The organism is Leminorella richardii (genome assembly GCF_900478135.1).
In the GTDB taxonomy this organism is placed as follows: Bacteria; Pseudomonadota; Gammaproteobacteria; order Enterobacterales; family Enterobacteriaceae; genus Leminorella; species Leminorella richardii.
The window spans coordinates 1,752,297-1,768,030 of record NZ_LS483470.1 but is presented as its reverse complement, the minus strand read 5'-3'; the positions used below and the strand labels follow the sequence as shown (position 1 = coordinate 1,768,030).

The window sequence follows — 15,734 nt, the reverse complement described above, 5'->3', positions numbered from 1 at the left end:
TATTGAAAAAACAATTAACTCACACTACGGGGTTTGAATGAAAAAGTGATAATCATTAGAAATCATTAAATTAATAATGGGGTTTGCATGATTTACTGAGGTTAATAAATTTAAAAAAACACCAACAAAAAACCACAATTAATTGAAAATAAAATAAAAACTTGAATTCAAAGTCAATAAAATACATTCAAAATGAATGATTTCATTTTTGACATAAAAAAAAGGAAATAAACTTTAAAAAAGAAAATTTATTCTTTAATAAAAACCTCCACTATGAAGCCAAATAAAATAGAGATTCCCATCTTATTATTAGATGACTCACGTTAATAAAATAGACTAATTATCGGCAACTGAATCCTTTAAAGCAGTTTTTTCATAAAGAGTAAAAAATGAGATATCAAAAAGAGACTCTTATATTATTTAATCGCTATTCCCTCAAAATACGTAATGTTTATTTCTATTTATTCTCATCCAACTGCTTAATTAGATGCCTTTACGCTTAGCCACTTTTTCTCACCCATTTGCAGCAGTTCAAACTCAACGCCAAAAACCGGCGACAGGCGTTCAGGTACCATAATCTTTGCAACCGGCCCTTCCACAACCAGCTTACCAGCGTCGAGCAGCCAAATATCATCAGCGTGGCTAAGCGCATGGTTTAGATGATGGACGCTGACGACGGCAGAGCCTCCTAAATGGCAGAACGTTTTAAGCAGTCGATTCAGAGACGCCTGCTGAGCCACATCGAGACTGTTCATCGGCTCATCTAACAGTAAAAGCCGCCCTTCCGGGTTTATCTCCGGCCACACCTGCAAAAAAGCTGCCGCCAAACGTACACGCTGCCATTCACCACCGGAAAGCTGGGTGAGCAGACGGTCGAGCTTATCGCCTAAGTCCAAACGCTGAACCAGCTGCATCACGACGCCTTCAACCTTACCAACCGATGCCTCTTTAGGCAGATGCAGCTCGATATATTGAAAAACCCGCATCATTGCTCTGCTTTCCTGCTGTTGGGCTAAATAGGCGCGCTGATGGGATAAACGCTGGGGAGACAGTTCAGCAATTTCATCCTCACCGAGCAGCGCGCTTCCCCTATACGGTAAAAGCCCGGCAGCAGCAGCCAGCAGCGTGCTTTTCCCTGCGCCGTTAGGACCAATGATGTTCACCAGTCTGCCCGCTTGTACAGTCGCGCTGACGCCTGTCAAACGGTGCTCAATAGAGAGATCAGTCAGCGTTAACATGGCGTATTAGCATCCAAATAAACAGCGGAGCACCGAGCGTCGAGGTAATCACACCGATTGGCAGCTCCGCAGAAGGCAGCGCAATGCGTGACAGCAAGTCCGCCGCCAGCAATAGTGCTGCGCCTGATATAGCGCATCCCGGCAGCAGGAATCGATGATCGGTAATACCAATCAGGCGGAGCATATGAGGAATAATCAGCCCGATAAAGCCAATAATGCCGGAAATCGCCACGCTGACGCCGACAATCCAGGCAATAGCCAGTACAAAACCATTGCGCCACAGTGCCAAGGGGGCACCAAGCTGGCGAGCCTGAGTTTCCCCAAGCGAAAGCAGGTTTAATCGATTTCCCTGCACTGCCAAACCCAAGAGTGCCGGCAGCAGAGCCAGCATTAGCCAGCGCTGCTGCCAATCAATTCCGCTAAAGCTGCCCATCAGCCAGTACAGCAGCTGACGTAAGTCCATGCTGGTGCTGAAGTAGACAGCCCAGGTCATCACTGCGCTACAGACAATGCCTAAGGCAAAGCCAATCAGCAGCAGCCGTGAACCGGAAAGAAAATGCCTGCGAGTTAACACCAGCAGTGCCAGCGTTAACAGCAGAGCACCGGCAATCGCGTTCATACTCAGTAACCACACGGGCAAAAGGCTGCCGCCGACGAGTATCGTCAGCACCAGCGCAACCCCCGCACCGTTGGCCACGCCCAGTAGCCCCGGTTCGGAAAGTGGATTATCGAACAAAGACTGCATAGCCGCGCCGGACATGGCTAACCCAGCTCCCACCATCATGACCGCCAGCGTTCTCGGTAGGCGCAAACGCCAAACAAACAGGTCGGCCTGCGGATCGTTAAACCAGCGGTTTGGGGGTAACCAGATATCTCCTGCGGACAGGCTAACGATCGCTACGACCAAGAGCAGCAACAGCAATAGCCAGAACGTCCTTCTGTCTTGAAGGCGCTGGTGCTGCTTTAGCGAGGTAAAGTGCGAATTCATGCTCTATCTCATTGCCCTGACGATTCGATATCCATAGATGAGTAAACGGAGAGATAAAAGAAAAAGGTCGCCTGCGCGACCTTTTTGAGGTGGTTATTTTTATTCTTTTGGTGTCGCGTTCTCAACCCGGCTCTTTAATTTTTGCCCCGGACGGAAAGTGACAACCCGGCGGGCGGTGATAGGAATATCTTCGCCCGTTTTGGGATTACGCCCAGGGCGTTGACTTTTATCACGCAGATCAAAATTACCGAACCCGGAAAGTTTGACTTGTTCACCATTTTCCAAAGCCCTTCGAACTTCTTCAAAGAAAAGTTCGACGAGATCTTTGGCATCGCGTTTGCTTAGGTTAAGCTTTTCGCACAAGTGTTCAGACATTTCTGCTTTAGTAAGCGCCATAGGTTCAATCTCTCAAGGATGCTTGGAATCGCTGTTTTAATGCCTCTACGCATTGATTAACGGTAGCGGCGATTTCCTCTTCTTCTAGAGTACGTGCGGTATCTTGCAGCGTTAGGCTGATAGCGAGGCTCTTGTAACCCTCTGCAACACCTTTGCCGCGATATACGTCAAACAAGTTTACGCCAACCACCTGATTTACGCCAACTTTTTTACACAAATCTAATACATTGGCAGCAGGTACGTTTTCAGCGACAACAATGGCGATATCACGACGGTTCGCAGGGAAGCGTGAAACCTCGCGAGCCTGCGGTACGCGGCGGTTTTCCAGCGCGTCCCACAACACTTCGAACACCACAGTACGACCGTTCAAAGAGAGCTTTTTCTCCAGTTCAGGGTGCACAACGCCGATGTATCCAATGTGTTTGTCACCTAAATAAATCGCTGCGCTTTGTCCAGGATGCAGGGCCGGATTGCTTTCCGCTCTGAACTCAATCTCAGATAGCCTGCCGGTAAGCGCCAGCACGGCCTCAAGATCGCCTTTTAAATCATAGAAGTCAACTGCGTCCCGCGCAAGATCCCAATGTTCATCGTAACGAGAACCGGTAATAATTCCCGCCAGCATAGGCTCCTGGCGCACACCAAATTCGGCTTTCTCATCAGGCACAAAGCGCAAACCGCTCTCAAACAGGCGTACACGACTTTGTTGACGATTTTGGTTATAGACAACCGCACCCAGCAGACCACTCCACAAGGACAAACGCATAGCAGACATGTCGACGGAAATCGGACTAGGTAAAATCAACGCGCTCTGTTGAGGGTGTAACAGTTCCTGAACCTTGGGATCGACAAAGCTGTAGGTAATCGCTTCTTGATAGCCGCGATCGACCAGCATCTCTTTCACTCGACGTAGTGTTAGGTCAGCCTCACGATGCTCAGTCATCACCAAATCGGCACGAAGCGGCACGTTTGGAATGCTGTTATAGCCGTAAATACGGGCCACTTCTTCGATCAGATCTTCTTCAATAGCCATATCAAAACGCCAGCTCGGCGCTACGGCAGTCCAACTGTCATCCTGATGTATAGCCTGACAGCCCAGGCGAGTCAGGATATCTGTTACCTGCTCATCGGAAACGTGATGTCCAATCAGCGCATCAAGCTTTTGACGACGCAAAACGATAGTTGCAGGCTTTGGTAGCTTGTCTTGAGCAACGGCGCTAATCACAGGGCCAGGTTGCCCGCCGCAGATGTCAACCAGCAGTCGGGTAGCTCGCTCGATTGCGCGCTCCTGCATTGCTGAGTCGACGCCGCGCTCATAGCGGTGGGATGCATCGGTATGCAGACCAAAGCGTCGGGCACGACCAACAATCGCCAGTGGGTTAAAGAAAGCGCTTTCCAACAGGACGTCCTGCGTTTCTTCGTTCACACCGGAGTGCTCACCGCCGAAGATGCCGCCCATTGCCAAAGGCTTTTTGTGATCAGCAATAACGAGGATGTCGTCGCTTAGCGTGACTTTGTTGCCGTCAAGCAGCACCAGTTCTTCGCCCTGCTTTGCCATCCGCACGTTAATTCCACCCTCAATGCGGCTGAGGTCAAAGGCGTGCATCGGCTGGCCGAGCTCCAGCAGGACGTAGTTAGTTACGTCAACAACTGGGTCGATGGAGCGAATACCGCAGCGGCGAAGCTTTTCCTTCATCCACAGCGGCGTGGCGGCCTTAACGTTAATACCTTTCACTACGCGACCGAGGTAGCGCGGGCAGGCATCCGCCGCTTCGATTTGAATCGGCAACGTATCGGATATTGTCGCTGCTACAGACGATGTATCAGGCTCATTCAGCGGCAGCTTGTTCAGCACGGCTACGTCACGGGCGATACCGATCATGCCCAGGCAGTCAGCACGGTTTGGCGTCACGCTGATTTCAATAGTCGCGTCATCAAACTTCAGGTATTCGCGAATGTCTTGCCCCAGAGGCGCGTCTTCCGGCAGTTCGATAATGCCGCTGTGATCGTCGCTAACACCAAGCTCAGAGAATGAGCACAGCATGCCTTCAGAAGGCTCACCGCGAAGTTTAGCCGCTTTGATTTTAAAGTCGCCGGGCAGCACAGCGCCGATGGTTGCACAGGCAACGGTCAAGCCTTTGCGGCAGTTCGGCGCCCCGCAGACGATATTGAGCAGCTCAGCGCGGCCTACGTCCACTTTCGTCACGCGCAGTTTGTCCGCATTAGGATGCTGTTCGCATTCCACTACGCGACCAACAACAACACCGGAGAAATCGCCGGCAACAGGGTCGACGCCGTCTACTTCCAGGCCGGCCATAGTAATTTGTTCTGACAGTTCTTCACGACTTAGCGCGGGGTTGACCCATTCACGCAACCAGGACTCACTGAATTTCATGTTTTGGCTCCCGCTGTTATTGGAATTGTTTTAAGAAACGAAGATCGTTTTCAAAGAAGGCGCGTAAATCCGTGACGCCGTAACGAAGCATCGTCAGGCGCTCCATGCCCATGCCAAAGGCAAAGCCGGAATACACTTCAGGGTCAATGCCCACACCGCGCAGAACGTTCGGGTGTACCATTCCGCAGCCCAGCACTTCCAGCCATTTGCCGTTTTTACCCATCACGTCCACTTCAGCAGAAGGTTCTGTAAACGGGAAGTAAGAAGGACGGAACCGCACCTGCAAATCTTCTTCAAAGAAATTATTCAGAAAATCGTGCAGTGTGCCTTTTAAATTGGTAAAGCTGATGCCTTTATCAACGATCAGCCCTTCCATCTGGTGAAACATCGGGGTGTGAGTTTGATCGTAGTCGTTACGATAAACGCGGCCGGGAGCAATGATGCGGATCGGCGGCTGCTTTTCGTTCATCGTACGGATCTGTACGCCTGACGTTTGCGTACGCAGCAGGCGCTTGGCGTCAAACCAGAAGGTATCGTGGTCAGCGCGTGCCGGATGGTGGCCAGGAATATTTAACGCATCAAAGTTATGGTAGTCGTCTTCCACTTCAGGGCCGCTGGCAACAGCAAAGCCCAGCTCGCCAAAAAAGTCGCAGATACGATCAATGGTGCGAGTGACTGGATGCAGACCACCGTTTTCCATACGGCGCCCCGGCAAGGAAACGTCAATCGTTTCTTCTGCCAGACGTGCGTTCAGTTCGGCTGATTCCAGCGTTTGCTTACGGGCGTTTAGCGCGTCCTGAACGTCCTGTTTGGCTTGGTTAATGACTTGACCAGCAGCCGGGCGCTCTTCGGCGGGAACGTCGCGTAGCGACATCATTTGCAGCGTCAAGTGGCCTTTTTTGCCTAAATATTCCACGCGGACTAAGTCCAGCGAGGCAACATCATGGGCTTCTGCGATAGCGGCCTTGGCGTTAGCTACCAGTTCGGCGAGATGTGGCATTCTATTCCTCTTCTTCCTACTCTGAAGTTCTGATAATCAGGTCATAAAACCCGGCGATATAGACTCAAATACGTTGATACTCGTAACGGCACATAATAAAAAAGCCTCCTGACGGAGGCTTTCGGCGCTGTTTTTCGTTTCTTCTCTTACGCGCAAGCCCCCTGATGTCAGGCGCTAAAGTAAAAGAAGAAGCGGAAAATAGCAGGATTCATACTTGCGTTACCTTGAGTTTTCTTACGCTAAAGATGCTGGTGATAATCTGTACACTACTATGAATTGATAAAGATTTCACGCACTAGAGAAAATAAAGTAAAAGAGGGAGTTAACACTCCCTCTTTCATCCGACTTACGCCAGAACTGATTTTGCTTTTTCAACTAAAGCAGCGAAAGCTACTTTGTCGAATACAGCGATATCAGCTAGGATCTTACGGTCGATTTCAACAGAAGCCTTTTTCAGGCCATTGATGAAGCGGCTGTAAGACAAACCATTTTGGCGAGCAGCAGCGTTGATACGTGCAATCCACAGCTGACGGAACTGACGCTTGCGCTGACGACGGTCGCGGTAAGCGTACTGACCTGCTTTGATTACTGCCTGGAAGGCAACACGGTAAACGCGCGAACGGGCACCGTAGTAACCTTTCGCCTGCTTCATGATTTTCTTGTGACGTGCGCGTGCAATTACACCACGTTTTACGCGAGCCATATGCTCTCTCCTATCGTCTTAATTCTGAATAAAAAGTTATGCGTACGGCAGGCACGCTACGACCAGACCCAGATCCCCTTTGGAGACCATGCCTTTCGGACGCAGGTGACGTTTACGCTTAGTCGCTTTCTTGGTCAGAATGTGACGTAGGTTGGCATGCTTACGCTTAAAACCGCCAGAGGCAGTCTTTTTAAAGCGCTTAGCTGCGCCACGCACTGTTTTGATCTTTGGCATTTTCTATATCCACTTCGCATTGTTAATAAAACGAACCAGTTGGGCGAATAAAATCCGGACGAACGAGCCGCCCGGACATTATTACTTGCAAGCCTTACTGTTTCTTCTTCGGAGCGAGCACCATGATCATCTGACGTCCTTCAATCCTACTAGGGTAGGATTCAACAACGGCCAGTTCTGCAAGGTCGTCACGGACGCGGTTAAGCACTTCCATGCCGATCTGCTGGTGAGCCATTTCACGACCGCGGAAACGGAGCGTGATTTTGGCTTTATCGCCCTCTTCCAGAAAGCGAACCAGGCTGCGGAGTTTTACCTGATAGTCGCCATCATCGGTACCAGGCCGGAATTTAATTTCCTTGACCTGAACAACTTTTTGCTTCTTCTTCTGCTCTTTCGTAGCCTTACTCTTTTCATAGAGGAATTTGCCGTAGTCCATGATACGACAAACTGGCGGCTCAGCATTCGGGCTTATTTCGACAAGATCGACACCCGCTTCCTCTGCTTTTTGCAGCGCTTCATTCAGACTAACAATCCCTATCTGCTCGCCATCGATACCTGTCAGTCGAACTTCACGGGCGCGAATCTCTGTGTTTATGCGATTAGGACGCGCTGTTTGAACTCTTTTTCCGCCTTTAATACTTTATTCCTCCAGTTGGTTAAGACTACGACTGCGAATCTCTTGCTGCAGTTTCTCAATAACGTAATCAACGTCAAGGCTACCCAAATCCTTACCGCGGCGGGTACGAACGGCAACTTTGCCGACCTCTACCTCTTTATCGCCACAAACTAACATATAAGGGACACGCCTTAGAGTGTGCTCGCGGATTTTAAAGCCTATTTTCTCATTTCTCAAGTCCGCTTTCGCACGAATGCCTGCTGCCTGCAATTTTTTTGCTAAATCGCTGACATAATCGGCCTGATCGTCAGTGATATTCATCACGACAACCTGTTGTGGTGCCAGCCAGGTTGGGAAGAACCCGGCGCACTCTTCGGTCAGTATACCGATAAAACGTTCTAACGAGCCAAGAATGGCGCGGTGAATCATTACCGGCACGTGGCGTTCGTTGTCTTCACCCACAAAAGACGCGCTCAGGCGGCCCGGCAGAGAGAAGTCTAGCTGAACAGTACCACACTGCCATGCGCGATCGAGACTGTCGTGCAGCGTAAACTCGATCTTAGGACCGTAAAATGCCCCTTCGCCCGGCTGATAATCAAACTCAAGGCCGTTAGCCGTTAAGGCTTCAGCCAAGTCGTGCTCTGCGCGATCCCACATCTCATCGGAACCAATGCGCTTTTCAGGGCGAGTGGACAGCTTCACGCTGATATTTTCAAAGCCAAAGGTGCTGTACAGGTCGTAAACCATCTTGATACAGCTGGTGACTTCCTGACGTACCTGCTCTTCGGTACAGAAAATGTGGGCATCGTCCTGTGTAAAGCCGCGAACGCGCATCAAACCGTGCAGCGCGCCAGAGGGCTCATTGCGGTGACAGCTGCCAAACTCCGCCATTCTTAGCGGCAGATCGCGGTAGGACTTCAGACCCTGATTAAAAATCTGTACGTGTCCTGGGCAGTTCATCGGCTTAATGCAGTACTCACGGTTTTCTGACGAAGTGGTAAACATCGCCTCTTTGTAGTTTTCCCAGTGGCCGGTTTTTTCCCACAGCACGCGGTCCATCATGAACGGACCTTTGACTTCCTGATAGTCATACTCTTTGAGCTTCATGCGCACAAAGGCTTCCAGCTCGCGGAAGATGGTCCAGCCGTCGTTGTGCCAGAACACCATGCCAGGAGCCTCTTCCTGCATGTGGTAAAGATCAAGCTGCTTGCCGATTTTACGGTGGTCGCGCTTAGCGGCTTCTTCCAGACGCTGTAAATAAGCGCTTAGCTGCTTTTTATCCGCCCAGGCGGTGCCGTAAATGCGCTGCAGCATTTTGTTATTGCTGTCGCCGCGCCAGTAGGCGCCAGAGACTTTTTGCAGTTTGAAATGGTGGCAGAATCGCATATTCGGCACGTGCGGACCGCGGCACATATCGACATATTCTTCGTGATGGTACAGCGCAGGAAACGCATCGCGACTGATGTTTTCATCCAGAATCCGCTGCTTGTAGATTTCACCACGCGCGGCAAAAGTATCGTAAGCCTCTTGCCAGCTAACTTTCTTTTTAATGACGTCGTAGTCTTTTTTGACCAGTTCCATCATGCGCTGCTCAAGCAGATCCAGATCTTCCTGATTTAACGTTCTGTCAATGTCGACATCGTAGTAAAAGCCGTTATCGATGGTCGGACCGATCGCCATTTTGGTATCCGGCCACAGCTGCTTGATGGCGTGCCCTAACAGGTGCGCGCACGAGTGTCGGATAATTTCCAGACCGTCATCGTCTTTTGCGGTGATGATCTCAAGCTTTACGTCGTTTTCAATGGGATCGCAGGCGTCTACGCGTTCACCGTTAACACGACCGGCAATACAGGCCTTGGCTAAACCGGGACCGATATCGCGAGCGATATCCATAACAGAAACAGCGTGATCGTACTGACGTTGACTTCCATCAGGAAGAGTAATTACTGGCATGATAGTTCCTTATTACAGTGGTGACCCACACGACAGATCACATGTAAAAATTTATTTTTTAAATCAATGGATTGGTATCACTATTCGATTCACGAGTATCGAGATGGTACGCAATGATGTGTACACATTGACTTGACGATTTCGCAGTTAAAGACATGCGAAGGGAGAATTCTACCACTCAGGCCAGCGGGTTAACAGCGACAAATCAATAATAAACAGAGAGGCGAACACCCTGCCCGCCCCTATACAGTAAAATTATCTCTAGAAAATCAGAGCAACTTAACCTTCTTTACCAAACACTCTTTCAACAGCACGCCGAGCAACCTCAACGTGTTCGCCGCCAAACAGATTAGCGCGATTGAGCAGGTAATAGAGCTGATACAGCGGCTGTCGTTCGATAAAATCAACGGGCAACGGCCAGACGCTTTGATAGCCATCGTAGATCTGTGCCGGAAGCTCAGAGTACAAAGGCAGCATGGCAAGGTCACACTCTCGATCCCCCCAATAGCAGGCCGGGTCAAATATCACAGCGCCCGCCGCGCTAACGCCACAGTTGGCTGGCCACAGGTCACCGTGCAGCAGTGAAGGTTGTGGGTGGTGCCCTTTCAAGCGCTGACTAACAAGGGCAATCGTTTCGTCAATATCACCAAAGTGATAGCCTTTTTCCTGAGCCAACTGCAGCTGCCATCCTATACGCTGTTCAGCGAAGAAAACGTTCCAATATCGCTGCCAGCGATTAGGCTGAGGCGTTGTTGCCAAGTCGCTATCGAAATCAAAGCCAAACTGAGGCTGTTCACTCCACTGATGAAGCCTGGCTAGCTGCTGCCCCAAACAGTACGCGTAGTGTGCATCCAGCGGCTTGAGGGGAAGATATTCCAGAAGAAGGAAACTGAAGTCGCGATCTGATCCGACACCGTAGACTTTCGGTACTCGAACGGTACCGCTTTTTGCCAGTGCCGCCAACTGATCGGACTCAGCGGTAAAAATGGGTAAAATATCGCGCGTGTCATACTTGATAAAAACCTCAGTTACGCCGTTACTGATCCTGCGTGCATGATGGATGTCCCCTCCCGGCAACTCCTCTTTTTCGATGATTGTATAAGTCTCGCCCAGATACTCACTCAATAAACGACTGACGGATTGCCACATGACATCACCTCAAGGTTATGATCAAGACAAATTCAGGTTAACCCTTTGAGCATAGTGAAACGTCGATCTAATGCACAGCTTTGCGCTAAATGTGCCCTCTATACGGCATAATGTCGCCAATAAATGAAAAAGCCGACGATAAACGTCGGCTCTCAAAAAAATAAAACGACTGCGCAGGCTACAGCATATCTACCAGACGCAAAATCACGTAAAGAAACGCGCCCCACAGTATCGGTGCAACATAAAGCTCGCTGAACTGAGCAAAAATAGAAGTATTAGGAATAGAAATCAGCTTCTCTAACTCCTGCTTCGAACGCCCCTGCTCGCCGTTTAACGCTTCAAGCACCGCGCGCTCTGTGACGCCTTCCCGCACGTTGTAAACGCGCTTGGCCAAGCGAGCACCAGAGGCTGAAAGCGCCATGCCCACGAATATCAGCGCGAAAATCACGATAAACCAGATGCTGCCAGTGGCTGACCAGTCTTTGGTGTTTGGCACCGGAGAGTTAACCCAAAAATACTCAAGAAAGGAGGTGTACTGACGTACGATATTAAACATGACCTGCAGGAAGTCCATGATGGTCGCCGTCATCTCCTGCATTTGGCTTTTAGGCGCAACCAGATACTTAAGCATAGATATCGCGGTCGATATAAGCGAGGGGATAAAAATAACAATACCCGCGATCCGCTTGATTAAAGCCAGCGCGCTAGCCGTGTGGTGAGTCATTCTGCCTCCATGTTGAAACACCGAATCTTACTTACTTTACTCAAAAAATAGGCTCCACAAAGGGAGCATTTTTCACTTACCGACAAATCGCCAAAATGAAAGCGTATCGCTCCATCGTTGCTCTTTGGCGCTATCAAAAACAATACCCGGCTTTAACCGCGCCGGGTATGTACTATCAATCAGTGCGTAACGGCAATCAGACTATAGGTAACAATCACCGCCAACGCCAGAACGACTGTACTTAAAGACCATTTTAACTCAGCAGACATCTTGGATTCCTTTTATTATCAACTTAAGTGTCATCAACATAAGTGCTGTTAACGCAAACTTACGAACTTCATTTCAACGAAGCCGTATAAAACAACAAAAACGTCGCAGCCTTTAACTATAGTTCTTTGACTTTTTAATTAAATACGCCAAAATCCATCGCCAAACTGCACTGACAGCGGCAATGTAAGCTAAAGCCAGTGTATACGTAATAAATTCTACACCTTTTTGCCTTTAATGTGTAATCGAACGAATAAAGAGAAGGCAAACGGTTACTTATCCGTTTACACTGTCAGGAGAGCAACGCACGATGGTGTGGACACAGGAGAATTCACTTTTATGGCAACGATCAAAGACGTAGCAAAACGCGCGGGCGTTTCAACAACAACAGTATCTCACGTCATTAATAAAACCCGTTTTGTAGCGGAAGATACAAAAACCGCCGTTTGGGCAGCCATAAAAGAACTCAGCTACTCCCCCAGCGCCGTTGCCCGCAGCCTTAAGGTGAACAGCACCAAAACGCTGGGACTACTGGCAACCAGCAGTGGATCCCCCTACTTTGCTGAGGTGATTCAGGCCGTAGAGTCCGCCTGTTATAAAAAAGGCTACACGCTCATCCTGTGCAATACACAAAACGACCTGGAAAAGCAGCAGGCCTATCTGGCAATGCTGGCGCAAAAACGTGTGGATGGCCTGCTGGTGATGTGTTCGGAATATCATCCCCCTCTGCTTGAGCTGTTAAATGACTATCAAAATATTCCCATGATGGTCATGGACTGGGGCAAACACAGCGATTTTACCGACAACATTGAAGATAACGGTTTCCACGGCGGCTATCTGGCGGCTCGCTATCTGATAGACAGAGGGCACCGAGACATCGCGACTATTACCGGTCAGCTTAATGAGTTTACCGGCCGCGAGCGCCATCGCGGTTTTCTCCATGCACTGGAAGAAGCAGGCATCCATATTCCAGCAGAGTGGATTATCGAAGCGGACTTTCAGCCTCAGGAAGGTCATGAAGGCATGATGCAACTGCTAAAACTGAAAAAGCGCCCAACGGCGCTGTTCTGCGGCGGCGACGTTATCGCAATGGGAGCCCTGTGCGCGGCGGGAGAAATGGGGTTAAGAATCCCTCAGGATATTTCGGTGATCGGTTATGACAATATCCGAAACACCCGTTTTTATAATCCACCTTTGACAACTATTCAGCAGCCCAAAGAGAACCTAGCCGAAATGGCGCTCGACATGCTGTTAGATCGCGTAATCAATAAGCGAGAAACTTACCACTCTATTGAGCTGCATCCTGAGCTGGTAGAGCGGAACTCTGTCGCCGACGGCCCACACCTTAAAAAATAGCGTTTCACTCCGGCCCGCTGCTTCAGCGGGTCTTTTGTTTGCCCTACGGCTACTCTCTTCCTATAGTTAAATCAGAAAAACTACCTAAAGTAGAAAAGCGCTCAGGTTCAGGACGACCCTTTACTGCATCTCACCCACCGTCGAATGCTAACAAGGTAAGCGCCCTATGAAACGAATAAAATACTTTGCTGTTTTGATGTTTCCCCTCTGTCTTATGGTTAGCTGCGCGCTAATGCCCGGTGTACAAATCAGCCATATAGAATACAGCGTGACCGATAAAGCCAACGGCGGACATCCTGTATCTGTCGACATTGTTGCCGTTAAGGGGGATGCGCTGGTTGCACGACTAGAAGGCTATTCTTCTGAAAAATGGTTTACAGAAAAAGATCGCCTGCTGGCTAAAAATCCCAAGGAGCTTACCGTCTGGCCTCTTACCGTACGCCCAGGAACAGCTGTTACACATAAAAATATCCCTCTTTACGGTAAGCCTGCAGATAAAGTTCTGCTGTTTGCGCGCTATAGCAGTAAGGGGGCTCATCGCCTTGAGCTTGAGCGGGCGAGCTTGATTACGCTAGAGTTTCGCGACAGTGATGTTTACGCCATTTACTGATTTTTTCCCTATATAACAGTCTCTTTTACACGACAAAGCCCTCCTCTTTTCCACGCCGATATTCCAATTTTCGAAAAATCATTATCCGAAAACTGACGATTCTCTTTGATTTAAAAAGGGACTATATTCACTTCAAATTGTAACTAATCGTTACTATTTAAATAATTATTAGTCTAACTGCAGCCTACAACATCGCTTCCTTCGGGATTGAACAGAAAAATAGATAAGACACATTTACATTTAACCTATTGGAGAATGTTATGAAGCTTAAATATGCGTTACCCACTCTCGCTCTGTCAGCCGCCATTCTTTCTGTCCTGCCGTCTACCGCTCTGGCTATTGGTGGCGCGAGCGGTGCAAGAATAGACTATCAGGTTCAAGGGCACATCGGTGAAGTAGTGATGAACCCTTATGATATTGCCCCACTGACAGCCATTATTCGCAATGGCGGATACGTTTTGAAAGAAGCGTCGGTTCGAATTGTGCCGAAAGAAAACGGTCAGGAAATCACCTATCAGGTAAATGACAAATATCTGCTAACCTACGGCGGGATCCCAGTTTTTGGCCTCTACCCCGACTATGTAAACACCGTCGAGGTGGAGTACACCCGCGTTTACGGCGCCAAAACTGAAAAAATCAAAGAAAGCTATACCCTATACGCTCCCCCAGCCTATGCCGAATCGGCGGGTACGAAAGAAGAACAGACCTCCTTCTTTACCGTCGATGTCAAAAAGGTTGCTCCCGAATTTAAAGATCGCCTCTACCTGTTAAACAACCTTCAGGATAAATCTGGCAACGGCACTCGCACTGTGTGGAACAACCCCGTCGGCGGCGCGTTGGAATGGAACTTCTATCCCGTCAACGCAGTTATTGATACCTCTGGAGATATCCGCTGGTACATGTTTGCCAACCCAATTTACGATTTGAAATCCATCTATAAAGCCGGCGTTATGATGGGGTTCAAGCAAAACGATGATGGAGCCTTAACCTGGGGCTACGGTCAGCGCTATGTGAAGTATGACATTATGGGGCGTGAAATTTTTAATCGCCGCCTGCCCGATAACTATAATGACTTCTCCCATTCGATGGACAACGCCGCTAACGGGCACTATTTTCTGCGTGTAGCCAGCTCCAACCACAAGCGTGCCGATGGTAAAAACGTTCGCACCGTGCGCGACGTTATTGCTGAGGTCGATCAAAACGGCGTGGTGGTTGATGAATGGAGACTGTTCGATATTCTCGATCCCTATCGCGATGTGGTCATGAAAACTCTCGATCAGGGCGCCGTATGCTTGAACATAGATGCTAGCCAGGCTGGTCATACGCTAAGCGCTGAAGACTTAGCCGCACTGGACTCCTCAGATAAATTTGGTGATATCGTCGGCAGTGGACCAGGCCGCAACTGGGCCCACGTCAACAGCGTGGACTATGACAGTGAGGACGACTCCATCATTATCAGCTCCCGCCACCAAAGCGCCATCATAAAAATTGGTCGTGACAAAAAAGTGAAGTGGATCCTTAGCTCGCCGGTTGGTTGGAAAGCGCCTTTTGATGCTGAAGTTCTGACGCCCGTTGATGCTAATGGTCAGAAAATCAAGTGTGAAAACAGTGTCTGTGAAGGCGGCTTCGATTGGACGTGGACACAGCATACCGCGTTTAAAATCGACAGCATGAGCAAAGGTGACACCATTTATGTCTCTGCCTTTGACAACGGTGACGGTCGCGGCATGGAGCAGCCCGCCATGCCCAGCATGAAGTACAGCCGCTCCGTTATTTATAAGATCGACCAGAAAAACAAAACAGTACAACAGGTATGGGAATACGGTAAAGAACGCGGAAACGAGTGGTTCAGCCCTGTCACCTCTATCACCGAGTACCAACAGGATAAAAACTCTGTGTTTGTTTATTCTGCAACTGCGGGCGGAACTTTCGATCTGTCTGTCGGCGCCTTCACTAGCCTGCCAAATCCTTACATTGAAGAATTCAAATGGGGTGAAAAAGAACCGTCAGTTGAAATCCAGCTGCACGGAACCCGAGGCTATCAGGCTATGCCCTTTAGCCTACACAAAGCCTTCACCAAATAACGCCTCTATTGACCATCGTCTTTT

The 15,734-nt window shown here is 49.3% G+C and carries 16 protein-coding genes and 1 other annotated feature; of the genes, 3 read left to right on the top strand and 13 right to left on the bottom strand.

The window, feature by feature from the left end:
- Positions 1-479 precede the first annotated feature (479 nt).
- The 13 genes from btuD to cydH all read right to left on the bottom strand — a co-directional run bounded on the left by btuD (position 480) and on the right by cydH (position 11,662).
- Complete coding sequence (gene btuD / locus DQM29_RS08240) at positions 480-1,238, bottom strand: vitamin B12 ABC transporter ATP-binding protein BtuD (RefSeq protein ID WP_111742039.1); 759 nt, start codon at positions 1,236-1,238, stop codon at positions 480-482.
- On the bottom strand, positions 1,222-2,226 hold the full coding sequence (gene btuC, locus DQM29_RS08235; RefSeq protein ID WP_111740235.1) for a vitamin B12 ABC transporter permease BtuC: 1,005 nt from the start codon (positions 2,224-2,226) through the stop codon (positions 1,222-1,224). Before btuC ends, btuD begins: the two co-directional genes overlap by 17 nt.
- Positions 2,227-2,325: 99 nt before the next feature.
- Complete coding sequence (gene ihfA / locus DQM29_RS08230; RefSeq protein WP_071783237.1) at positions 2,326-2,622, bottom strand: integration host factor subunit alpha; 297 nt, start codon at positions 2,620-2,622, stop codon at positions 2,326-2,328.
- Between the two features lie 4 nt (positions 2,623-2,626).
- Positions 2,627-5,014 (bottom strand): phenylalanine--tRNA ligase subunit beta, encoded by a 2,388-nt coding sequence (gene pheT / locus DQM29_RS08225; RefSeq protein WP_111740234.1) that lies wholly within the window; start codon positions 5,012-5,014, stop codon positions 2,627-2,629.
- 16 nt (positions 5,015-5,030) lie between these two features.
- The gene (pheS, locus tag DQM29_RS08220; RefSeq protein WP_111740233.1) at positions 5,031-6,014 is read right to left on the bottom strand and encodes a phenylalanine--tRNA ligase subunit alpha; all 984 of its coding nucleotides are present in this window, start codon (positions 6,012-6,014) and stop codon (positions 5,031-5,033) included.
- Between the two features lie 94 nt (positions 6,015-6,108).
- Positions 6,109-6,231, bottom strand: a sequence feature (Phe leader region).
- Positions 6,182-6,226 (bottom strand): pheST operon leader peptide PheM, encoded by a 45-nt coding sequence (gene pheM / locus DQM29_RS18195; protein WP_134389264.1) that lies wholly within the window; start codon positions 6,224-6,226, stop codon positions 6,182-6,184. Its footprint overlaps the feature before it by 45 nt.
- A 129-nt stretch (positions 6,232-6,360) precedes the next feature.
- Positions 6,361-6,717 carry a 50S ribosomal protein L20 gene (rplT, locus tag DQM29_RS08210; protein ID WP_027273088.1) on the bottom strand — a complete coding sequence of 119 codons (357 nt, stop codon included), beginning with the start codon at positions 6,715-6,717 and terminating at the stop codon, positions 6,361-6,363.
- Positions 6,718-6,753: 36 nt separating this feature from the next.
- Entirely contained in the window at positions 6,754-6,951 is a 198-nt protein-coding gene (gene rpmI / locus DQM29_RS08205; RefSeq protein WP_034861980.1) for a 50S ribosomal protein L35, read from the bottom strand.
- Positions 6,952-7,045: 94 nt separating this feature from the next.
- On the bottom strand, positions 7,046-7,588 hold the full coding sequence (gene infC, locus DQM29_RS08200) for a translation initiation factor IF-3 (RefSeq protein WP_071783235.1): 543 nt from the start codon (positions 7,586-7,588) through the stop codon (positions 7,046-7,048).
- A 3-nt stretch (positions 7,589-7,591) separates the two neighbouring features.
- Positions 7,592-9,520, bottom strand: coding sequence for a threonine--tRNA ligase (thrS, locus tag DQM29_RS08195; protein ID WP_111740231.1), 1,929 nt, complete (start codon positions 9,518-9,520; stop codon positions 7,592-7,594).
- Between the two features lie 279 nt (positions 9,521-9,799).
- Entirely contained in the window at positions 9,800-10,669 is an 870-nt protein-coding gene (locus tag DQM29_RS08190) for a fructosamine kinase family protein (RefSeq protein ID WP_111740230.1), read from the bottom strand.
- A 178-nt stretch (positions 10,670-10,847) separates the two neighbouring features.
- Positions 10,848-11,393: a YniB family protein gene (locus DQM29_RS08185; protein WP_111740229.1), complete on the bottom strand. Its 546-nt coding sequence runs from the start codon at positions 11,391-11,393 to the stop codon at positions 10,848-10,850.
- A 179-nt stretch (positions 11,394-11,572) separates the two neighbouring features.
- Complete coding sequence (gene cydH / locus DQM29_RS08180; RefSeq protein WP_111740228.1) at positions 11,573-11,662, bottom strand: cytochrome bd-I oxidase subunit CydH; 90 nt, start codon at positions 11,660-11,662, stop codon at positions 11,573-11,575.
- Positions 11,663-11,999: 337 nt separating this feature from the next.
- On the opposite strand from cydH, the gene purR reads away from it, so the two are divergent.
- The 3 genes from purR (at position 12,000) to DQM29_RS08165 (ending at position 15,710) form a co-directional block, all read left to right on the top strand.
- Positions 12,000-13,016 carry an HTH-type transcriptional repressor PurR gene (gene purR / locus DQM29_RS08175; protein ID WP_111740227.1) on the top strand — a complete coding sequence of 339 codons (1,017 nt, stop codon included), beginning with the start codon at positions 12,000-12,002 and terminating at the stop codon, positions 13,014-13,016.
- A 166-nt stretch (positions 13,017-13,182) separates the two neighbouring features.
- Positions 13,183-13,626 carry a hypothetical protein gene (locus tag DQM29_RS08170; protein ID WP_111740226.1) on the top strand — a complete coding sequence of 148 codons (444 nt, stop codon included), beginning with the start codon at positions 13,183-13,185 and terminating at the stop codon, positions 13,624-13,626.
- 260 nt (positions 13,627-13,886) lie between these two features.
- The gene (locus DQM29_RS08165) at positions 13,887-15,710 is read left to right on the top strand and encodes an aryl-sulfate sulfotransferase (RefSeq protein ID WP_111740225.1); all 1,824 of its coding nucleotides are present in this window, start codon (positions 13,887-13,889) and stop codon (positions 15,708-15,710) included.
- Positions 15,711-15,734: the final 24 nt, after the last annotated feature.